General features: G+C 58.0%; 27 protein-coding genes. 22 read left to right on the forward strand and 5 right to left on the reverse strand.

Annotated features, from left to right (window positions below):
- The 17 genes from JKL48_RS21310 to JKL48_RS21390 all read left to right on the forward strand — a co-directional run.
- Positions 1-285, forward strand: a 285-nt coding sequence (locus JKL48_RS21310; RefSeq protein ID WP_201987144.1) for a hypothetical protein, incomplete at its 5' end; no start/stop codon positions are given.
- 70 nt (positions 286-355) lie between these two features.
- Complete coding sequence (locus JKL48_RS21315; RefSeq protein WP_201987146.1) at positions 356-904, forward strand: DUF3800 domain-containing protein; 549 nt, start codon at positions 356-358, stop codon at positions 902-904.
- 84 nt (positions 905-988) lie between these two features.
- Positions 989-1,129: a hypothetical protein gene (locus JKL48_RS21320; RefSeq protein ID WP_201987148.1), complete on the forward strand. Its 141-nt coding sequence runs from the start codon at positions 989-991 to the stop codon at positions 1,127-1,129.
- Positions 1,130-1,414: 285 nt separating this feature from the next.
- Positions 1,415-1,933, forward strand: a complete 519-nt coding sequence (locus JKL48_RS21325) for a hypothetical protein (protein WP_201987151.1) — start codon at positions 1,415-1,417, stop codon at positions 1,931-1,933.
- A gap of 6 nt (positions 1,934-1,939) precedes the next feature.
- Entirely contained in the window at positions 1,940-2,887 is a 948-nt protein-coding gene (locus JKL48_RS21330) for a tetratricopeptide repeat protein (protein WP_201987153.1), read from the forward strand.
- Positions 2,888-3,041: 154 nt separating this feature from the next.
- On the forward strand, positions 3,042-5,651 hold the full coding sequence (gene clpB / locus JKL48_RS21335; protein WP_201987154.1) for an ATP-dependent chaperone ClpB: 2,610 nt from the start codon (positions 3,042-3,044) through the stop codon (positions 5,649-5,651).
- Positions 5,652-5,672: 21 nt separating this feature from the next.
- Positions 5,673-6,404, forward strand: coding sequence for a hypothetical protein (locus JKL48_RS21340; protein ID WP_201987156.1), 732 nt, complete (start codon positions 5,673-5,675; stop codon positions 6,402-6,404).
- Positions 6,405-6,524: 120 nt separating this feature from the next.
- The gene (locus JKL48_RS21345; protein WP_201987158.1) at positions 6,525-6,842 is read left to right on the forward strand and encodes a nucleotidyltransferase family protein; all 318 of its coding nucleotides are present in this window, start codon (positions 6,525-6,527) and stop codon (positions 6,840-6,842) included.
- On the forward strand, positions 6,820-7,179 hold the full coding sequence (locus JKL48_RS21350; protein WP_201987159.1) for a HepT-like ribonuclease domain-containing protein: 360 nt from the start codon (positions 6,820-6,822) through the stop codon (positions 7,177-7,179). Before JKL48_RS21345 ends, JKL48_RS21350 begins: the two co-directional genes overlap by 23 nt.
- 134 nt (positions 7,180-7,313) lie before the next feature.
- Complete coding sequence (locus tag JKL48_RS21355) at positions 7,314-7,541, forward strand: DUF6364 family protein (RefSeq protein ID WP_201987161.1); 228 nt, start codon at positions 7,314-7,316, stop codon at positions 7,539-7,541.
- Positions 7,541-7,960, forward strand: a complete 420-nt coding sequence (locus JKL48_RS21360; protein WP_201987163.1) for a type II toxin-antitoxin system VapC family toxin — start codon at positions 7,541-7,543, stop codon at positions 7,958-7,960. Before JKL48_RS21355 ends, JKL48_RS21360 begins: the two co-directional genes overlap by 1 nt.
- 125 nt (positions 7,961-8,085) lie before the next feature.
- Positions 8,086-8,316, forward strand: a complete 231-nt coding sequence (locus tag JKL48_RS21365; RefSeq protein ID WP_201987165.1) for a DUF433 domain-containing protein — start codon at positions 8,086-8,088, stop codon at positions 8,314-8,316.
- A 6-nt stretch (positions 8,317-8,322) separates the two neighbouring features.
- The gene (locus JKL48_RS21370) at positions 8,323-8,664 is read left to right on the forward strand and encodes a DUF5615 family PIN-like protein (RefSeq protein ID WP_201987166.1); all 342 of its coding nucleotides are present in this window, start codon (positions 8,323-8,325) and stop codon (positions 8,662-8,664) included.
- Between the two features lie 110 nt (positions 8,665-8,774).
- Positions 8,775-9,089, forward strand: coding sequence for a nucleotidyltransferase family protein (locus JKL48_RS21375; protein WP_201987168.1), 315 nt, complete (start codon positions 8,775-8,777; stop codon positions 9,087-9,089).
- Entirely contained in the window at positions 9,070-9,411 is a 342-nt protein-coding gene (locus JKL48_RS21380) for a HepT-like ribonuclease domain-containing protein (RefSeq protein ID WP_201987170.1), read from the forward strand. Before JKL48_RS21375 ends, JKL48_RS21380 begins: the two co-directional genes overlap by 20 nt.
- A 97-nt stretch (positions 9,412-9,508) precedes the next feature.
- Complete coding sequence (locus tag JKL48_RS21385; RefSeq protein WP_201987158.1) at positions 9,509-9,826, forward strand: nucleotidyltransferase family protein; 318 nt, start codon at positions 9,509-9,511, stop codon at positions 9,824-9,826.
- Positions 9,804-10,163, forward strand: coding sequence for a HepT-like ribonuclease domain-containing protein (locus JKL48_RS21390; RefSeq protein ID WP_201987159.1), 360 nt, complete (start codon positions 9,804-9,806; stop codon positions 10,161-10,163). The genes JKL48_RS21385 and JKL48_RS21390 overlap by 23 nt, the downstream gene beginning before the upstream one ends.
- 255 nt (positions 10,164-10,418) lie before the next feature.
- On the opposite strand, the gene JKL48_RS21395 is transcribed toward JKL48_RS21390, so the two are convergent.
- Positions 10,419-10,700: a hypothetical protein gene (locus tag JKL48_RS21395; RefSeq protein WP_201987171.1), complete on the reverse strand. Its 282-nt coding sequence runs from the start codon at positions 10,698-10,700 to the stop codon at positions 10,419-10,421.
- 379 nt (positions 10,701-11,079) lie between these two features.
- Here JKL48_RS21395 and JKL48_RS21400 point away from each other — a divergent pair, with 379 nt between their 5' ends.
- The 5 genes from JKL48_RS21400 to JKL48_RS21420 all read left to right on the forward strand — a co-directional run bounded on the left by JKL48_RS21400 (position 11,080) and on the right by JKL48_RS21420 (position 16,362).
- A complete protein-coding gene (locus tag JKL48_RS21400) occupies positions 11,080-11,826 on the forward strand; it encodes a hypothetical protein (RefSeq protein WP_201987174.1) in 747 nt (248 codons plus the stop codon).
- 41 nt (positions 11,827-11,867) lie between these two features.
- Positions 11,868-12,641 (forward strand): hypothetical protein, encoded by a 774-nt coding sequence (locus JKL48_RS21405; protein ID WP_201987176.1) that lies wholly within the window; start codon positions 11,868-11,870, stop codon positions 12,639-12,641.
- Positions 12,634-13,131, forward strand: coding sequence for a hypothetical protein (locus JKL48_RS21410; protein ID WP_201987178.1), 498 nt, complete (start codon positions 12,634-12,636; stop codon positions 13,129-13,131). The genes JKL48_RS21405 and JKL48_RS21410 overlap by 8 nt, the downstream gene beginning before the upstream one ends.
- 36 nt (positions 13,132-13,167) lie before the next feature.
- A complete protein-coding gene (locus JKL48_RS21415) occupies positions 13,168-13,764 on the forward strand; it encodes a HupE/UreJ family protein (RefSeq protein WP_201987180.1) in 597 nt (198 codons plus the stop codon).
- Between the two features lie 240 nt (positions 13,765-14,004).
- Positions 14,005-16,362 (forward strand): M1 family metallopeptidase, encoded by a 2,358-nt coding sequence (locus JKL48_RS21420; RefSeq protein WP_201987182.1) that lies wholly within the window; start codon positions 14,005-14,007, stop codon positions 16,360-16,362.
- Between the two features lie 182 nt (positions 16,363-16,544).
- Here the strand turns inward: JKL48_RS21420 and JKL48_RS21425 are convergent, their stop codons facing one another.
- The 4 genes from JKL48_RS21425 to JKL48_RS21440 all read right to left on the reverse strand — a co-directional run bounded on the left by JKL48_RS21425 (position 16,545) and on the right by JKL48_RS21440 (position 20,326).
- Positions 16,545-17,219, reverse strand: a complete 675-nt coding sequence (locus tag JKL48_RS21425) for a cytochrome b/b6 domain-containing protein (protein ID WP_201987184.1) — start codon at positions 17,217-17,219, stop codon at positions 16,545-16,547.
- Between the two features lie 23 nt (positions 17,220-17,242).
- Complete coding sequence (locus JKL48_RS21430; RefSeq protein ID WP_201987186.1) at positions 17,243-18,484, reverse strand: pyridoxal phosphate-dependent aminotransferase; 1,242 nt, start codon at positions 18,482-18,484, stop codon at positions 17,243-17,245.
- Positions 18,485-18,565: 81 nt separating this feature from the next.
- Positions 18,566-19,531: an N-acetylmuramoyl-L-alanine amidase gene (locus JKL48_RS21435; protein ID WP_236668969.1), complete on the reverse strand. Its 966-nt coding sequence runs from the start codon at positions 19,529-19,531 to the stop codon at positions 18,566-18,568.
- 69 nt (positions 19,532-19,600) lie between these two features.
- Positions 19,601-20,326 carry a hypothetical protein gene (locus tag JKL48_RS21440; RefSeq protein WP_201987188.1) on the reverse strand — a complete coding sequence of 242 codons (726 nt, stop codon included), beginning with the start codon at positions 20,324-20,326 and terminating at the stop codon, positions 19,601-19,603.
- Positions 20,327-20,370 lie beyond the last annotated feature (44 nt).

The following is a 20,370-nucleotide window of genomic DNA, read 5'->3' on the forward strand; positions in this document are numbered from 1 at the left end:
CGGTTCATCTACCACAGCGACTTTCAGTTATTCCCGCTGGGCAGCAGCATTCCGGCCGATTTCAGCCGTTATCCGCGTGAAGCAAAAGCTGCCCTGTGGCAAGCCATTTTCCGGGTGAAGCGCTACTATCTGGCCACGTTCGAGCCCGATATCGTGCAGCACCTCATCAAGCAGCCATTTTCAGTGCCGCAGCGGTTTGCCTTCTACCGCCAGCACCTGAGCCTGCCCAACTACGATATCAGCCACGACCGGTACAACATCTGGTACGTGCTCAAAGCGGAGTAGCCCCCCGCCCGCCGCTGAAGAAACTGAAGCTTCTGCGTAGCTTGCCACCTCTACCAGTAGCTTCAATTTCATGTATCTACTTTACGCCGACGAAAGCGGCGACACTGGCCTTGTAGCCAGTCCAACCAAATATTTTATCCTCTCCGGCTTGGTGGTGCATGAAACGCGGTGGCGCGCCTTTTTAGAGGACATTGTTGCCTTTCGGCGGCATTTGCGGGTCACAAAAGGACTGAAGCTGCGCGAGGAAATTCACGCCGCGCCGTTCATCACAAATCCGGGGGCGCTGGTGCGCATCCGGCGCAACGACCGGCTCGATATCCTCAAGCAGTGCCTGGATTTCCTGGGCAACCGCAGCGACATCAGCCTCTGCACCGTGGTGGTGAACAAAACCCCGAAACCAGTCGGTTACGACGTGTTTGAAAGCGCCTGGCAAGCCCTCATTCAACGCTTCGATAACACCATGCGCAACCGCAACTACCCCGGCGCGTTTGCCGACCAGCGCGGTTTGGTGCTGCCCGACAATACCGACGGCGGTAAGCTCACCACTCTCATGAGGCGGATGCGCCACTACAACCCCGTACCCAACAACTTGGCCCACCAGGCCCAGGGTGCAGGCTAACGCAACCTAGCGCTGCAATCCGTTATTGAAGACCCGTTTCTGAAAGATTCGGCCCACTCCTTTATTCACCAGCTGGTAGACGTGGTGGCCTACGCCGCCCGGCAACTGTTTGAGCCCAATGCCTACATGCGCAGTAAGCAGGGCCATAATTTCTACGCCCGCCTGCGCCCCGTGCTCAATACCTACGCCAACCGGGCTCACCCCTTGCACCTCGTGCAGCTGTGAAACAAAAAGGGGCCACCTTGCGGCAGCCCCGGGTGAATCCTGCTAGGGCGACTGGCACCCGTTCAGATTCACTGCAAACTTACAGCTTTCTGCAAGATTAAGTTTCGCCAGTGAAAACATCCCCCCGCCCGCTGCCCCCGCCGCTAGAACGATACCACAGCTTCTCTCCACGGTAGCCACAACCGCTGCCTTCCCATCCCCCCGCCCGCCGCCCCCGCCGCTGAAGAAACCGAAGCTTCTTATGTAGCTTGCTAGAGATTATAGGTAACTCACCAATCTATCACTATGCAGTATATACATGAGATAATTGACGCGCTCAACAAAATTGAACAAATTTATATTAAACTACCGGCTGCTCACAATGTAACAGGCTTGATTAGAGAGCGGGTTTTTTGCTACGAGTTTTATCACCAAATGCGGCAAAATTTCACGTTGAATCAGCTAACTGTTATCAGCGGAGAGATAGATAAAAGAGGTTACCCACAGTTTAAAAAACAAAACCCCGATTTCGTATTCCATGTTCCTGGCTCTAGCAAAGGTAATGCTTTGGTTTGTGAAGTGAAGGGAGACATAAGAAGGCCAGGAGTAAAAAAGGACTTAGAATCAATCTTCTACTTTATCGAAAAGCAGAATTATAGATTAGGATTGTTCATTGCTTTCGGCATGTCTGCTATGCAGCTTAAGCAAAAAGCAGGTGACACAATAAATGCATTTTCTAAGAGAAAATGTGCTGATAGAGTTTTGATAGTGACAATACCTCAATCAGGTTGGTGCGAGGATGCAACGAGCTTAAATATTTTCTAAAAAGCCATGAAATGCTTATTGAAAATAATTTTCTTACTACTCGTATTTGATGCTGCTTACGGTCAAAAATCTATCCCTAATATTTGGGCATACGGTACTGACTCAGCATTAGTAATTACGAAACGAATATTATTAACTGAGCCCAATAATGCTGCCGTGCGGCACGCTCGTGCGCAAGCATTACTCAATAACAAAGAAAATGAAGCTGCTCACAGTGAGTTACTATATGCCCTAGATTGTTTAAAGAACAGTAATATTGAGCAGTACAATGTGAAAGGCATTGGAGATATGCTTTACTTCACTTTCAAGGATTACAAAAGTGCGAGCAAAACCGCAGATTATATTCTGGCGAATTCTCCTAACAATATAGAAGGTATGGAGATAAAGGCCCGTTCGCTTCAACGAATGGGATTGGATGATGATGCAATCAAAATGTTTCAATCTTTGCTAGAATATGCCCCGCGTAAGACAAAGTTCGAACTTTACGTAATTGGAGGTTATTCCTCTTCACTAGGTGATTCATACGAAAATAAGCGCGAATATTTCAAAGCTATTCAACACTATACTAATGCTATTGAATTCGGTTATGACAACGAATTGCCTTATAATAGCAGAGGCAGGTGTAAAACATTTCTTTCTGATTTCCGAGGAGCAATTCTTGATTTTGATTCTGCTTTAGCAAAGTTTTCCGAAAAAAATGATTTTTATTACAGCATTTTAAACAGGCGTACTTATGCCAAAGGAGCTTTAAAGCGTTATGCTGAGGTTATAACCGATGCTACAAATTCAATTAATTCAGCAAAGGATAAATCTCTCCGTGCATATGCCTACTACTTGCGCGGTGATGCAAAGCATGAGTTAAAAAACAATGCAGGTGCTTGTTTAGATTGGTCAAAAGCAGGTGAACTAGGCGAAGAGGAAGTTTACGCTATGATTAAACAATTCTGCAAATAGACTAATTACACTGCTAAGGACATGATGTCATTTTTAGGAGGTATATAATTTTTATCTCCCGCCAAAAAGTCCGAAAAACCCTTCTCGCACCCCATTTGCTAGTCCCTGCGTACAAACTTCCTAACCCGAAGTTCCTACCCAGAAACTAACCAAAATGGACTTTAAAAACTTCACCATCAAGGCACAGGAGGTCGTGCAGAAGGCCACCGAAATAGCCGGGGGCAACCAGCAGCAGGCCGTCGAAACGGGCCATTTGCTGAAGGGCCTCTTCCAGAGCGACGAAAGCGTCTTCTCGTTTCTGGCCAATAAGCTGGGCGCCAACCTCAACATTCTCACGCCGCGGCTCGATGCCATTGTGGCCGCCTACCCCAAGGTGAGCGGCGGCTCGCCCTACTTCGCCAACGACGCGGCCGCCGCCGTGCAGCGCGCCAACGCGGCCATGAAGGACATGGGCGACGAGTTTGTGTCCGTCGAGCATCTGCTGCTGGGCATCCTCGGCGGCCGCGATGCTGTGGCTACGCTGCTCAAAGACACCGGCTTCAACGACAAGGACTTGAAGGCCGCCATCCAGGAGCTGCGCGGCGGGCGCAAAGTCACGAGCCAGAGCGCCGAAGACCAGTACCAGAGCCTGAACCGCTACGCCCGCAACCTCAACGAGCAGGTGCGCGCCGGCAAGATGGACCCCGTGATTGGCCGCGACGAGGAAATCCGCCGCGTGCTGCAAATCCTCTCGCGCCGCACCAAAAACAACCCCGTGCTGCTCGGCGAGCCCGGCGTGGGCAAAACCGCCATTGTGGAGGGCCTGGCCCAGCGCATCGTGGCCGGCGACGTGCCCGAAAACCTGCGCGACAAAGTCATCATGAGCCTCGACATGGGCCTGCTCGTGGCCGGGGCCAAGTACAAGGGCGAGTTTGAGGAGCGCCTCAAGGCCGTCATCAAGGAAGTGACCGATTCCGACGGCCAGATTGTGCTCTTCATCGACGAGATGCACACCCTCATCGGGGCCGGCGGCGGGGGCGAGGGCGCCATGGACGCCGCCAATCTGCTCAAGCCCGCCCTGGCGCGCGGCGAGCTACACGCCATCGGGGCCACCACGCTCAAGGAATACCAGAAATACATCGAGAAGGACAAGGCCCTCGAACGCCGTTTCCAGGCCGTGATGGTGGACGAGCCCACGATTGAGGACGCCATCAGCATCATGCGCGGCATCAAGGAAAAGTACGAGCTGCACCACGGCGTGCGCATCACCGACGACGCCGTGATTGCCGCCGTGGAGCTGAGCGCCCGCTACATCACCGACCGGTTCCTGCCCGACAAGGCCATCGACCTCATGGACGAGGCCGCCGCCAAGCTCCGCATCGAGTTGAATTCCATGCCCGTGGAATTGGATGAGATTCAGCGCCGCATCATGCAGCTCGAAATTGAGCGCGAAGCCATCCGCCGCGAAGACAACCGCGACCGCGAAGCCGTGCTAAGCAAAGAATTGGCCGAGCTGAACGACCGCCGCGACACCCTGAAAGCCCGCTGGGAAAGCGAAAAAGGCGTCCTCACCGGCATTCAAACCCAGAAGGAAGCCATCGAGCAATTCAAGCTGGAAGCCGAGCAGGCCGAGCGCCAGGGCGATTACGCCCGCGTGGCCGAGCTGCGCTACGGCAAGATTCAGGAAGCCGAAGCCAAGCTGAAAACTCTGCAGGACGAAGCCAACGCCAACAAAGACGGCGGCGCCATGCTCCAGGAAGTCGTCACGAGCGAGTCCATCGCCGAAGTGGTGGCCAAGTGGACCGGCATCCCGGTGAGCAAAATGCTGCAATCGGACCGCGAGAAGCTGCTGAACCTCGAAGCCGAGCTGGGCAAGCGCGTGGCCGGCCAATCGGAGGCCATCGCGGCCATTTCCGATGCTGTGCGCCGCTCCCGCGCCGGCCTGCAAGACCCCAAGCGGCCCATCGGCTCGTTCATTTTCCTGGGCACCACGGGAGTGGGCAAAACCGAGCTGGCCAAGGCCTTAGCCGAGTATTTGTTCAACGACGAAAACGCCATGGTGCGCATCGACATGAGCGAGTTTCAGGAGCGCCACGCCGTGTCGCGGCTCATCGGCGCGCCTCCCGGCTACGTGGGCTACGACGAGGGCGGGCAGCTCACGGAGGCCGTGCGCCGCAAGCCCTACTCGGTGGTGCTGCTCGATGAAATCGAGAAGGCTCACCCCGACGTGTTCAACATCCTGCTGCAAGTGCTCGACGACGGCCGCCTCACCGACAACAAAGGCCGGGTGGCGAACTTCAAGAACACCATCATCATCATGACCTCGAACACCGGGGCCGACATCATTCAGAAGAACTTCAAGGACCTCAATGAGTTCAACCACGAAGAGGTCGTCGACCGCACCCGCGACGAAGTGGTGGAGCGCCTCAAGCAGCACATGCGCCCCGAGTTCCTGAACCGCATCGACGAAATCGTGATGTTCCAGCCCCTCAAGCGCAAGGAAATCCGCCGCATCGTCGATATCCAGTTCAAGCAAATCCAGCAGCGCCTGGCCGAGGCCGGCATCCAGCTCGAAGCCACCAACGAAGTGCTCGACTACCTGGGCGAATCCGGTTTCGACCCGCAGTTCGGCGCGCGGCCGTTGAAGCGCGTGCTCCAGCGCGTGATTCTGAACGAGCTGTCGAAAGATATTCTCTCGGGCCGCGTGAGCAAAGACGCCGTAGTAGAAGCCGTGCTGGAAGACGGCGCGGTGAAGTTCGAGAACGTGGAGATGCCGGCGGTGTAATTCAGGTTGGTTTGGTTTTGAATGGGAAAGCCCCGTCAGCGTTGTGCTGGCGGGGCTTCTTTGATTACGACTGTACATTTGTCTGAAATAGACCAAACAGCTATGGATAAGTCATTTTGGGTTGCAATTATTGCCCTGCTAGGGACGCTCATTACTGTTATTATATCAAACGCAACCTTAGCTTGGTCGAAGTGGCTTGATGTAAAACAGAAGCAGAACGACCATAAATTGTCGTTACGTACAGTTTATCTGTCAAATAAAATTAAAGCGGCAGAAAATGCCGTTAGCAAATGGACTGTAGCTTTAAACTATTACTCAGCGCTTGAACAATATGGCAGAGGATTTAACCCTGATACTCCATTGGCTGAGGAATTTTCAACTCCAATTGATGCTCTATTGAAACGCTTGGGAGATGCAGTATCCGATGCCGCTTCAGAAGGTACTGCTTTCTTATTGTATTTCGATGCTGGCGATGATTTTTGGAGCAATGACATATCAGATGTACTTTTTGCTCAGTATTCAATAATTAGTGGTCTAATGCTAGACATAAAAATGATAGATAAATATTTAGAAGACCACACAAATATAAGCAAAGAGGAGAAAGGTGAATTTGTTGAAGAACGAGAACGTAGGATTAAGGAAATGGCAGATATTCTACGTGATACCCCTGGCTTCATGAAGATTGCGAAGGATAGGCTTCTGGCATTTGTAAAAAACGTTAGCAGCCAGCTTAAAGAGTACGAAAGCATCTAATCGACAGCATAGCAACTTAAGAAACTCCCGCTACGCCGGCCGCGGCGGCCACGGCGGCGGGGCGGGGGAGGCTAATGCAACCGCCGTATCTTGTGCATCTCTAGTCACGTAGCCTGTTTTATGGAGCCCGTTCGCACCAAAGCCGAAGTTATTGCCCGCCTGCAAGGGCAGCGCGAACAGTTGCGGGCGCTGGGCGTGGCGCAGCTAGGGTTGTTCGGCTCGTTTGTGCGCGACGAGGCCGGGCCCGAGAGTGACGTTGATTTGCTTGTGGATTTTCAGGAAGGACGCAAGACGTTTGAGGGTTTTTTTGCGGTGATTGATTTTCTGGAAGAACTGCTCGGCCGTGAAGTGGAGCTACTGACACGGCCGGGACTGTCGAAATACATCGGGCCGCACATTCTAAAAACAACGGAATATGTCCTCCCCGCTGCCGCTTGAGCGGCTGATGCACATCCGCGACGAAGTACTTTTCCTGCAACGCTGCCGGGCCAAGCTGCCCGACTTGGTAGCACTGGTAGCCGATGAGGTGATGAGCCGCGCCATTGTCAAGAGCATCGAAATCATTGGCGAAGCCACCAAAAACCTGCCGGCCGAATGGCGTGAGGCGCACCCGGAAATCCAATGGCGCAACATTGCCCGAATGCGAGACAAGCTTACGCACCACTATTTCGATACTGATTTTGAGTTTGTATGGGTCGTGCTGCAAAAGCTGATTGACCCATTGGGCGAAACAGTGGCCAGAATGTTGGAAGAATTGCCGGGAACGGAGCAGTAGCTGCTGTTGAGGCACTGTCCGAGAGAAACGCCCGCTACCCCGGCCGCGGCGGCTACGGCGGCGGGGTGGGGGAGGCCGGAAACCAGCCGCAAGCGGCCGGCGTTATCTTTACTTCAACCAAACTCCCTCCGGCCATGTCCATTACCCTTGAGTTGAGCGACGAAGTGACGCAGCAGGCCGAGCAATACGCCCGGCAGCAGGGCCGCAGCCTGGCAGCGTTGGTGGAGGAATATTTGCGGCAAGTGGTAGCCAAGCCTGCGGCGGCTCAACCGCTGGCCCCGGCTGTGGCTGAGTTGTATGGCATCCTGTCGTTGCCGGCCGACTTCGATTACAAGACCCAACGCGACGAACCGGCTTCGTGATGCGCCATTTCTTTCTGGATACCAATGTCGTGTTCGACTACATGGGGCGGCGCGAGCCGAATGGCGCGGCAGCGGTGGCTTTATTTCAGGCCGCTTACGAAGGCCGGGCCACGCTGAACGTGGCAAGCTTGAGCTTCAGCCACGTTTTCTACACCTTGCGCAAGCAGTTTGGGGCGCAGCTGGCGCGAGAGGCGTTGCGCAAGCTGGCGCGTTTGGTGCGCGTGGTGGCAGTGGATGAGCGAGTAGTGCAGACCGCGCTCGATTCGGAGTTTGCCGACGTGGAGGACGCCATGCAGTATTTCGCCGCCGCAGGCGTGCCTAACTTAGATGCCATTGTCACCGGCGACCCGAAAGGATTTAAAGCGGGGGAATTACTGGTGGTTAGCCCCATTGAAGCGCAGCAATTACTAGGTGTGTAACGCCCGCTACTCCAGTTAAGGCGGTCACGGCGGCGGGGGGGAGGCATTTTAGCCGTTAGCTTGTAGCTGCTGGCTGTTAGCTTTCGTTTGTCGTATTTTTGGTGGCTCAGTTACCCTCGCCGCTTATGGACACCGCTGCTATCACCGCCTATATTGAATCGAACCCGCAGGTGCGCTTTGGCAAGCCCGTGGTGAAGGGCACGCGCACAACGGTGGCCGAAGTGCTGGAAATGCTGGCCAACGACATGAGCGCGGCCGACATTCAGGAGGACTTTCCGGCCATTGGCCCGGCGCAGGTACGGGCCTGCCTGCTGTATGCGGCTTACAAGGAAAGCGTGGTGCTGCTGGCGGCGTAGTTGAGTATGCGCCTGCTGCTGGACGAGAATATTTCCTGGCGTTTGGCGGCCTACTTGCGGCCGCAATGCGCGATGGTGCTGCACGTTCGGGATATTCAACTGGATAACAGCCCCGACATCAGCATCTGGCGCTACGCCAAGCAGCACAGCTACGATGTCATTACCAAAGACGAGGATTTCCTGCGGCTGGTGCTGGCCGAAGGTTTTCCGCCGCGTGTGGTGGCCGTGCAAAATGCGCAAGTCCCGGTGGTCAAGTTGGCTGAGTTTCTGCTGGCCCGGTTGCCACAGATAGAAGCGTTTTTAGGTGAACAGACGGAGTTTGGCTTCTTGCAGCTTCGCCTGCCGTAACGCGAGAAACGCCCGCTACCCTGGCCGCGGCGGCCACGGCGGCGGGGCGGGGAGGGCGTAGCCCGCGAGGCGGCCGTATCTTGCGTATCTCTAGTCCCGTAGCCTGTTTCATGGAACCCGTTCGCACCAAAGCCGAAGTTATTGTCCGCCTGCAAGGGCAGAGCGAGCAACTGCGTGCACTGGGCGTGGCGCAATTAGGCTTGTTCGGCTCGTTTGTGCGCGACGAGGCCGGACCGACGAGCGACGTGGATTTGCTCGCTGAGCTGGAAGACCGCGCCCTGACACTGAATGGTTATTTTGCAGTAGTTGATTTTCTGGAAGGACTACTGGGCCGGCCAGTCGAACTGCTGACCCGGACTAGCTTATCGCGCCACATTGGTCCCCACATTTTACGCGAAGTTGCCGATGTCCCGCTCGCCGCTTGAGTTTCTGCGTCACATTCAGGACGAGTTGAATTTTCTGGACCGCTACCGGGCGCTGCCGGATTTAGCCAATTTGGTCGCCAATCCCGAAGCCACCCGGGCGGTGTTGCACAGCCTGCTCATCATTGGGGAGGCCGTGAAAAACGTGCCGACCGAATGGCGCGAGCGTTACGACCAAGTGCCGTGGCGCAACATGGCGCGGATGCGCGACAAAATCGTGCATCACTATTTTGATGTTAACTACCCTATTGTTTGGAACGTGTTGCAGAACGAATTGGGGCCATTACGGCAAACGGTTGAACTAATGCTGCAGGACTTGAGCTAAAAACCTCCGCTACGTCGGCCGCGGCCGCCACGGCGGCGGCGGGAGATGCTAATGCAGCCGCCGTATCTTGTGCGTCTCTAGTCGCGTAGCCTGTTTTATGGAGCCCGTTCGCACCAAAGCCGAAGTTATTGCCCGCCTGCAAGGGCAGCGCGAACAGTTGCGGGCGCTGGGCGTGGCGCAGCTAGGGTTGTTCGGCTCGTTTGTGCGCGACGAGGCCGGGCCCGAGAGTGACGTTGATTTGCTTGTGGATTTTCAGGAAGGACGCAAGACGTTTGAGGGTTTTTTTGCGGTGATTGATTTTCTGGAAGAACTGCTCGGCCGTGAAGTGGAGCTACTGACACGGCCGGGACTGTCGAAATACATCGGGCCGCACATTCTAAAAACAACGGAATATGTCCTCCCCGCTGCCGCTTGAGCGGCTGATGCACATCCGCGACGAAGTACTTTTCCTGCAACGCTGCCGGGCCAAGCTGCCCGACTTGGTAGCACTGGTAGCCGATGAGGTGATGAGCCGCGCCATTGTCAAGAGCATCGAAATCATTGGCGAAGCCACCAAAAACCTGCCGGCCGAATGGCGTGAGGCGCACCCGGAAATCCAATGGCGCAACATTGCCCGAATGCGAGACAAGCTTACGCACCACTATTTCGATACTGATTTTGAGTTTGTATGGGTCGTGCTGCAAAAGCTGATTGACCCATTGGGCGAAACAGTGGCCAGAATGTTGGAAGAATTGCCGGGAACGGAGCAGTAGCTGCTGTTGAGGCACTGTCCGAGAGAAACGCCCGCTACCCGTGCCGCGACGGCCCCGGCGGCGGGGCAAGTAGAAAGTGGCAAGCGCAATATGGATGATTACGAAATGGCCCCGTCGGCCTCCAACTCAAGCAGATTCAGCAGCGCCTGACCGAAGGTTGCTGCCCTGCCCGGTGGCCGGTGGAACAAACACAACGTAAAAAAAGCCCCGTCAGGAAGTGCTGACGAGGCTTTTGGGCCTGATATCAGGGCTGGTTTAGCTTTCAAAGTATTCCACCTTTTTCAGGCGGCGCTGAACGTAGTGAGGCAGTGCTTTGCCGGCCTCGTATTCGCTGACCACTGCTTTTTCCCGCGCGCCGCCGAACCGGGCTAGTTTGCCAATGCCAATACCCAGCGGGACGCCACCAAAAACGGCTATGCCTACTGCCGTGCCTCCGGCATTGCCGCTGCTGCTGGCCGAAGCCCCTGCAATTCGTCCGGTAAAGGCGGCGCCAATAACCGCCCAGACGACGCCCCCGGTGCGGTGCTTGCTAAACATTTTGTGAATTGCCCGAACCGTATCGGCACGCGAAAGCGTCCGCGTGGCTGGTGGCCGGGCCTGTGCATTAAGGGCGGCGCCTAGGAGTAAGCCTAAAGCGAGTAATGGTTTTTTCATGGCAGTGCTGCGAGTTAGAAAGGCGCCTCGTACAAAAGGTGAAGCGGTGGAGAAGTAGATATGGCATTGGTAAAGCTACATGCTATTGCCCTTGGTGTGCAGGGGAACAAGCGGGTATTTTGGACCAGGCTGTTCCGTGCCAGCACGGAGATAAAACGGGGCTGATATCCGGGCTGGTACGGATTGCGCCCCTTCCGGGAGCACCCTACGTTTGCACCGTGCACGGCTGCTCCAGCCGGCTGCATTCCCGGATATGAGGCACTTGACCAAAAAATCAACCCGAGCACTTACTGTGGCCGTGGTGCTGTTGCTGGCGGCGTTGCTGGCGGCCCGGCCGGCTCGCGCCCAGTCGGTGCTGAGCGTGGGCTACCAGGTGGGACGCTTCAGCAGCGGCCTGCGCAACCTTGATGCCTGGAGCCTGGAGCTGAACCGCGCCGCCAAGAGCGTAGAAGACCCCATGCACTGGACCAATACCCTGCAAGGGCTTGCGTTTCGGGCCAGCTTTTACAAGGGCAATGGCTTTGTGTTCGGCATTGGCTTCAACAACCGCCACGCCATCATCGAAAGCCGGTATACCAATGCCGCCAGCAAAGCCGATACCCGCACGGCGTTTCGGGTGCGCCAGAACGAGCTGAATATTGAAGGCGGCTATGCCTGGCTGAACGGCCGGCTACGGCCCGGCGCTTCTATCGATTTTGGCGTGTACAACTTCGACCGGCGCGATGCCCCGGCCGCTGATTTCTCGGGCAGCGAATGGCACCCGTTCCACAACAACGACGGCGGCCTGTTCAGCAGCGGCAAGCGGGCCCTAACCGTCGGCCTCACCGCTTTCGTCGATGTGGCGCCCTTCGGCAAGCGCGGAGGCGGCCCGACGTTGCGGCCCTATTGCCAATGGAGTCCGCTCACGGCCAGCATGTTTGGCCGCTACGGCACCCGCGACGAGGACAGCTACGAATACTTCCTGTCCAACTTCGGCTTGGCCGTCAGTTGGGCTTTTGCTTTCGACTAACCAGGAAACGCCTCATGCGCAACCCCCGATTTCCTAACCACATGCCCAGGCCGTGGCGCCGTCTGCTGGCTGGCGCAGCGCTGCTTTTGCTGGCTGCCCCCCGAACTGCCCCGGCGCAGCCGGCCCTTGTCACCGTATCGGCTGGTTACGGCACGGGCGCGGCCAAGTGGGGCACCTTCGAGCAGTTTTTGGCTGGCTACCTTGCCGCCAACGGCAGCGACGTGGCCAGCGCGGCTGAGTTTGGCACCGTGCAGCCGCTGAGCTTGCGCGTGTGTGGGTTGCTGGGCATGGTATCATTTGGGTACGACCAGGCGCGGGCCAACCTGCGCACCACCTTCAAATCGGGTGGCGAGCGGGATTTTAACATCCGCCAAAACCAATTGACCATGGCGCTGGAGCCCAACTACCCCGGCAAGCACTTCTTCGTGGGGGCTATTGGCGGGTTGGGTTTTGGCTCGCTGCGCGTCGACTGCCCGCTGGTGTATGCTGATGGCACGGTGAGCTACGGCGCCGAGTCGCAGCTCACGGGCGTGTACCGCGCTATTTCTCTCACGCCCTTCTTCGGCGGCAAGGTGGGCGGCAGCTACAAAAACGCGGCCCTGACGCTGCGGGTGCAGAAATTTGTGGCCGGCAACCTGACCCATGACTTCACGCTCGACGACCAAACCGAGTACCACCTGCCCACCGACTACGCCCTCTACCTGAAGCAGGGCGCGGCGCTGTACCCATCCTCAGCAGCGGTGCAGGGCGATGTGAGCACGTTGCGGTTTCAATTAGAGCTGGGCTACATGTTCGGCGTGAGCAAAGATGAGTAGGCTTTCTTCACTACTTGGGGCGCTGTTGGCCGGGCTGGCCTTTGGGCTCACCGCCTGCGACAACGAGCAGGCCAACGAGCGTGCCCAGAGCGGTACCTGGCACGTGGCCCGCGTCACGGCCACCGAAAGCCGCACCGGCTTCACGGCCGGCACCGTGACGGTAACCGATGCCGGCGATTTCGCCTTCGAAGACCACGGCGCCTCCTTCAACCGGGCAGTCTTGTACCTGGACAAGGCCGTGCCTTCGCGGGCCCTGCAACGCTTCTACGTGCCAACGGGCACCACCCTGGCCCCGCGCCGCTACGACTGGTTTTGGGAGGCTGACCCCGGCCCGGCCCACCGCCTCGTCATCCGCTTCGACCAGTTTATGCTGGCCACCTTCACCTACGACGAAAACACGGCCGACCGCCAGACCTTCTTCTACCTCGAGCGCGACAACCAAGGCCACATCGGCTACCGCGAAGACTGGGCCCTGGAACGCTCGCACTGAGGGCGTTTTGTCGGGCATTGGCGCTAGCTTTGCCGGATGGCTTCGGTTTTTCAGACCTACCTTGAACTAGGCTTCCGGCACATCTGCACGCCCCGCGCGGCCGACCACCTCACGTTTCTGCTGGCCCTGTGCGCGCCTTATGTGCTCAGCGACTGGCGGCGGGTGTTGGCGCTGGTCACCAGCTTCACGGTGGGGCATTCGCTCACGCTGGCGCTGGCCACGTTGGGCGTGGTGGCGTTCAGGCCCGGCATCATCGAGGCGTTGATTCCAGTTACCATCATTGTCACGGCCCTGCTGAACCTACGCGGGGCCGGCCACCTCATCACCCGGCACGGCCCGGTTTTTGGGGCTGCGCCCAATGCCCTGGCGCTGGGGTTTGGCCTCATTCACGGGCTGGGGTTTTCAAATTATTTACGGGCACTGCTGGGGCCAAACAGCCGGCCGGTGGAGGAGCTGCTGGCCTTCAACGTCGGCGTCGAGCTGGGCCAGATTCTCGTTGTCATAGGCATTTTATTGGCGGGTGCGGTGTTGCTCGGCAGCCTGCGCGTGGCCCGGCGCGACTGGCTGCTCACCACCAGCGGCGCGGCGCTGGGCATTGCCACGGTGCTGCTGATGCAGCTGCTATGGCCGTGAAAGAAGGGCTGGTATAACTTGTAAACGAGAAGAAGGAACGTCATGCCGAGCGCAGCCGAGGCATCTCGCGTGGGGTAGTAACCCAATCGTTGCAACGAAGCGAGCGAGATGCCTCGGCTGCGCTCGGCATGACGTTCTGGTTCAATTCGTCATCTCATTCATCTGCCTCTCCGCAACTCTGCCGTAACTTTAGCGACTTTCCCAGCTTCGCTGATTTGATTTCTCACTAATGCCTTCTCTATGCGTCGTCTTTTATTAGCCGGTTTGGTACTGGCGGTGGCGGGCCAACCGGCTGCCCACGCCCAAACCACCAACTCCGGTACCGACAAATTTGCGCAGCTCGAAACGATGCTGCCCACGCCCAACTCCTACCGCACGGCCAGCGGCGCGCCCGGCTCCGACTACTGGCAGCAGCGCGCCGACTACGACATCAGCGTCACCCTCGATGATGCCAAGCAGGCCATTTCGGGCCGCGAAACCATCACCTACACCAACCGCTCGCCCGATACGCTGCCCTACCTATGGGTGCAGCTCGACCAGAACATTCTGGACAAAAATTCGATGACGACGGCCACGCAGGTGGGGCAGCTACAGGATAAAATGTCCTTCCAGGCGCTGGAAGGAATGCTTACGGACTTCGATGGCGGCTTCAAAATCGAGAGCGTGACCGGCAAAGACGGCAAGGCCCTCCACACCGTCACGAACCACACCATGATGCGCGTGGATTTGCCCGCGCCGCTCCGGCCCGGCCAGGCCTTCGCCTTCAATGTGAAGTGGCACTACAACATCAACGACCAGCTGAAAATCAACGAGCGCAGCGGCTACGAGTTTTTTCCGCAAGACAAGAACTACCTCTACGAAATTGCGCAGTTTTACCCGCGCATGGCCGTGTATTCCGACAACCAGGGCTGGCAGCACAAGCAGTTTCTGGGCAACGGCGAATTCACGCTGCCTTTTGGTGATTACAAAGTGAGCATCACTGCGCCGGCCGACCACGTGGTGGGCGCCACCGGCACCTTGCTCAACCCCACGCAGGTGCTCAGCGCCACGCAGCAAAAGCGGTGGGCCGAAGCCAAAACGGCCAAGAAGCCGGTGCTCATCGTGAGCCAGGACGAGGCCGTGAAGAACGAAAGCAGCAGCGCCACCGGCACCAAAACCTGGAGTTTCGTTGCCAAAAACGTGCGTGACTTTGCCTGGGCCAGCTCGCGCAAATTCATCTGGGATGCCATGGGCATCAGCCAGAACGGCAAGCCCGTGATGTGCATGAGCTACTATCCCAAGGAAGGCAACCCGCTGTGGGGCCAGTACTCGACGCAGGTAGTGGCGCACACCATCCGGACGTATTCGAAGTTCACCATTCCGTACCAGTACCCCGTGGCCATTTCGGTGCACGGCCCGGTGCACGGCATGGAATACCCCATGATTTGCTTCAACGGTGGCCGGCCGGAGAAGGACGGCACCTATTCGCCGGAAATCAAATACGGGATGATTTCGGTGATTATTCACGAAGTGGGCCACAACTTCTTCCCCATGATTATCAACTCCGACGAGCGGCAGTGGACGTGGATGGACGAGGGCCTGAACTCCTTCGTGCAGTTCCTCACCGAGCAGGAGTGGGAACGCAACTACCCCAGCCGCCGCGGCGAGCCGCGCAACATTGCGGCCTACATGGCCACCGACAAGAGCCTGCAAACCCCGATTATGATTAACTCCGAGTCGGCGCTGCAGTTCGGCAACAACGCCTACGGCAAGCCTGCCACCGCCCTCAACATCCTGCGCGAAACGGTAATGGGCCGCGAGCTGTTCGACTATGCTTTCAAAACCTACGCGCAGCGCTGGGCCTACAAGCACCCCACACCCGCCGACTTCTTCCGCACCATGGAAGACGCCTCGGCGGTGGACCTCGACTGGTTCTGGCGCGGCTGGTTCTACACCACCGACCACACCGATTTGGCCCTCGAATCGGTGAAGTCCTACAACCTGAGCAACAAAAACCCGCAGGTAGAAAACGCCCGGCTGCAACAGCAGAAGGCCGCTATGCCCCAGTCCATCACGGCCCAGCGCAATGCCACCGACATCCCGAAAACCCTGGTGGATGAGAAGCCCGAGCTGAAGGATTTCTACAACAGCTACGACCCGCTGGCCGTGACGCCCGCCGACCAGCAGCGCTACACCGCCTACCTCGGCACCCTCACGGACGACCAGCGCCAGCGCCTCGGCGACAGCCAGAATTTCTACGAGCTGAGTTTGCGCAACGTGGGCGGCCTTGTGATGCCCGTGGTGCTGCAAATGACCTACGCCGACAACTCGCAGGAAATCCAGACCATTCCGGCCGAAATATGGCGCAAGAACAACGCCCAGGTCACGAAAATCATCGTGACGAAGAAGCCCGTCATCAGCTTCGTCATCGACCCCTTCCAGCAAACGGCTGACACCGACCTGAGCAACAACGCCTTCCCGCGCCAGCCCGCGGCCTCGCGCTTCGAACTGTTCCAGCAGCAGCAGCAGTCCCAGCCCAACCCCATGCAGCAGCGGGCCGCTCAATCCACCAGCCCCATGCAAAAGCTGGAGCAGAAGCCGGTGGGCAGCGGTCAGTAACCTCACCTCCTGAACTCCTCTCTCCAAGGAGAGGGGGCACCGGTCCGGTTGCAACGATGTAGCGCTCAACAAAAAAGCCCGCAATTGCGGGCTTTTTTGTTGAGCGCATTGAAAGGAGCATCTCCGGTGCTCCATTTTTTTTGAGAGGGGAGCAAGGGGAGAGGTTGACGGCAGGAGGGCAATTACGCAGCCTGCTTCGGCACCTTGTCGCCGCCCACCATGCGCGAAATGAGGCCGTGGTCCTCGCTGATTTCGGCCCACACCACGCCGAAAACGTGAATCAGGATGAAGCCGATAATCAGGTACATGGTCACGTTGTGCGTTTCCTCGGCCAGGTGATGAATGCCTTTGAGCCACGACACGTCTTCGTATATCAAAATCAGGCCGGTCACCACCATGATGGTGAGAAAGAGGTAGAACAGCGCGTAAGTGGTTTTGGCAAACAGAATTTTGCCGGCTTTGCCTTTGTCAGCGGGCGGCGCCAGGCGGTAGCGCCGCATGATTTCCATGAGGCGCGACGTGAAGCGCAACTCCGAAGGGCCCATTAACTGCAGGATAACCCGCAACACAAAGAAGCCCACAATGGCCCAGCCGAAGTACTTGTGCCAGTCCCAGATACGCTCGCTGATGATGTGCGCAAAAGCACGGCCCTGCTGTTGGGTTATCGTGACGTTGTCCTTGCTGAGCGCCTGCTGAAACTCCGGTACCGCCGATTTAGAGTTGACGATAACCTTCTGGAAAAGAATGGTTATCAGCTGTAGCGTAATCAGTGTAGCATTGCCCCAGTGCCAGAATCGCAGCGGTGCACGATAGTCTTTGATGGGTACTTCGACGGCGGGGGCAATGGTTTCAGGCATCGAATCAGAGGAATGAAGAGTGATTACAGCGCTACGGCAGCCGCTTCTACGTCGGCAGTGGGCCAGGGTTCGACGCGGCCGGGGTAGGCCAGCAGCGCGTGTTCCAGGCAGGTGAGGGCAGCGGCCAGGTCGGTGCGGTTGATGACGTAGGCCAGGCGTACTTCCTGCTTGCCCAGGCCCGGCGTCTGGTAAAAGCCATTGGCGGGCGACAGCATGAGGGTCTGGTTGTCAAGCGTAAACTCTTCGAGCAGCCACTGGCCAAACTTGTGGGCATCGTCGACGGGCAGGCGGGCCACCACGTAGAACGCGCCGCCGGGCACCGGGCAGGTCACGCCCGGCATGGCCCGCAAGCAGCCCACCGTGAGGTCGCGCCGAGCCTGGTACTCGGCACGGGTGCCGTCGAAATAGGAGGTGGGAAGGTCGGCGGCAGCTTCGGCGGCCAGCATCTCCAGCACCGGCGGGCAAATCCGCATCTGGCCGAAGTGGAAAGCCGCCTGCCATACATCAGGATTGCGCGTAACCAGAGCGCCCACGCGCGCGCCGCACGCGCTATAGCGCTTCGAAATGGTATCCAGCATCACCACGTGCCGCTTGCCGTTGGGCAGGCTCAGGGCGCTGGTGGCCTGAGCGCCGTCGTAGCAATACTCGCGGTACGCCTCGTCCGACAGCAGGTACAAATCGTGCTTGATGCACAGGCCCAGCAGGGCTTCCAGCTCGTCGCGCCGGTACACGTAGCCGGTGGGGTTGCTGGGGTTGCAGATGAGAATGGCGCGGGTGCGGGGCGTAATCACGGCCTCAAAATCGGCCAATGGAGGCAGGGCAAAGCCGTCCTCGATGTGCGCCGTAACGGCCACAATGCTCACGCCCGCCGCAATGGCAAAGGCGGTATAGGTGCCGTAAAATGGCTCGGCCACAATGACTTCATCGCCGGGATTTAGGCAGGTGAGCATGGCAAACAGAATGGCTTCGCTGCCCGCCGTGGTCACCATAATGTCTTCGAAGCGGGCCGGAATGCCGGCGCGCTGGTAGTAGCCAGCCAGCTTGCGGCGGTAGCTGTCGGTGCCGGCGCCGGGCGCGTAGCCCAGCACTTTCACGTCGGCGTTGCGCACCGCGGCCAGCATTTCGGGGGGCGTCAGCACGTCGGGCTGACCAATGTTGAGTGGGTAAACAATTTTGCCCTGTTGGCGGGCGGCTTCGGCATACGGTAGCAGCTTACGGAACGGCGAAACGGGCATGGCCTGCCCGCGCTTGGATACTTCTAGCATAGAATAACATTTAGGCCCACGGCCGGCGCTGCGTCAGCAGCCAACCCCACTGTTTTGCTAAATATAGCGGCCAGCGGCTGGTTACAAGCACTTCTTATACAGATTGTACAGAATTCGGTTGTCGGCCTCGCTGAGCGGGCTCCCCACATTCTGCTGAATAAAATGCAGCTTAAACGCCCGGATGGCCGCCGGCAAATCCCGCGTGTCGTACCCAATAATTCGCAGGGCTTCGCGCTGGTTGAAGGGTGTGATTGGCCCATTGAGCCGGGCCAGCTGCCGGTCGATGCCAATAGTATCGGGCTGACTATCAGTGGGCGGGAGGTTGTCGGCTTCGGGTGAGCGGGGCGTGAGCAGCCGGCGGGCCAGTGCGGCGGCGCTGTCGGGGCTGAATGGGCTAGGCAGCGGCCCGGCGTCGTACCAGAGGCCGAAGCCTGCCCCGGCCAGCCGCTTCCACGGAAAAAGGGCGCTCGGGTCGGTTTTGCGGCCGGGGGCAATGTCGGCGTGGCCGATAAAATTGGCCGATGGGATGCTGTACGCCTTTTTCAGGCCCGCCAGCACCTGGAGCAAGCTGGCAATCTGGGACTCTGAAAAAGGCTCTACGCCGTTGTTGTCCAGCTCGATGCCAATGGAGGAAGAGTTGATGTCGGTGGTATTGCCCCACCGGGCCACGCCGCCGTGCCAGGCGCGCAGGTAGTCGTTCAGCATGTGGTACACCCGCCCGTCGCGCCCGATGACGTAGTGCGCGCTTACCTGCGTGCTGGGCAGCGTGAACGTTTTGAGCGTCTGCGCAGTAGAGTCCTGTGCCGTGTGGTGGATAACGACGTAGTTGGGCTTGCGCAGGTTGAAATTGGTGGTGCCTACCCAGTACTTGCCGGCCATCAGGCTGTCGCCGCCCGGCGTGGGCACGGGCGTGGTGCGCAGGGATTTAGCGTAGGCCTTCACCTGCGCCTGGTACGATTTATTGGCGGCTGCGTAGGGGTTTTTCTGGGCGACGCAGCCAGCCAGGGTAGCCGCGCAAGCTAATACCGAGCAGTGGCGAAAGGTCAATTCGGATAAGTTGAATTTCAAAAGAGGGAGAGTTGGTCGGAAACCAAATTTCCACAAAAAAGCCGACGCTTAGCGCCCGCCGCTATCCGGCTGCGCCTTGCGGAACAGGCAATGGGGAAACAGCGTGATGCCAAGGGTGGCGTAGGACCGGCTCTGCTTCAGGTCGACTACGCCGGGCGGATATATTACGTTGGTGGCTTTGGCATTGTAGCCAAACGTGTCCGACAACCCCCAGGCGGCTTGCAACTGGACTGGCCGGTCCTCGGTCGGGCCATCGCCCAGCCGCACCCGAAAAAAGGCCATGGGCTCGCTACGGGTCATGCGGGGCAGGTCCACGGCCGTGCCCAGGTCGGTTAGGGTGGTGAAATTGACCTGCGTAACGCGGTAAGCCACCCCAAAGGAAACGGTTTCGCTGGTTTGAAACGTGCCATACACTTCGCCAAAAACCTTGTTGTAGCGCGCATCAAATTCGTGTCGGGTAGGGCGGCCAAAGAAAAAGCCGCCATCGGAATAGCCGGCCGCGCTCTGGGCCTGCCCGAAGCCGCCCAAGCCGCCCAACAAGCATTCGTCGCCCAGCCGCCAGTAGGTGCCCACGCCAAGGTCGTATTGATGCCCACGGTAATAGGTCGTGTCCTTGCCGTTGCCGCGCAGGTTGCTGTAAGCGGCCCGCACCAGCAGGTGGTTCACCGGCGAGTAAGTGCCGGCCAAATCGTAGCGACCGTTGAAGTAGCTGCTGGCCGTGACTTCGCCCTGGTTTTTATCGGTAATCTGCGGGGCAGCGCACTGCATGGGCATGTAGACGACGCAACTGCTTGTCAACAGGCTAAGGCTGACATAGA

Origin of the sequence: Hymenobacter rubidus, assembly GCF_016734815.1 — a bacterium.
GTDB classification, from domain to species: domain Bacteria; phylum Bacteroidota; class Bacteroidia; order Cytophagales; family Hymenobacteraceae; genus Hymenobacter; species Hymenobacter rubidus.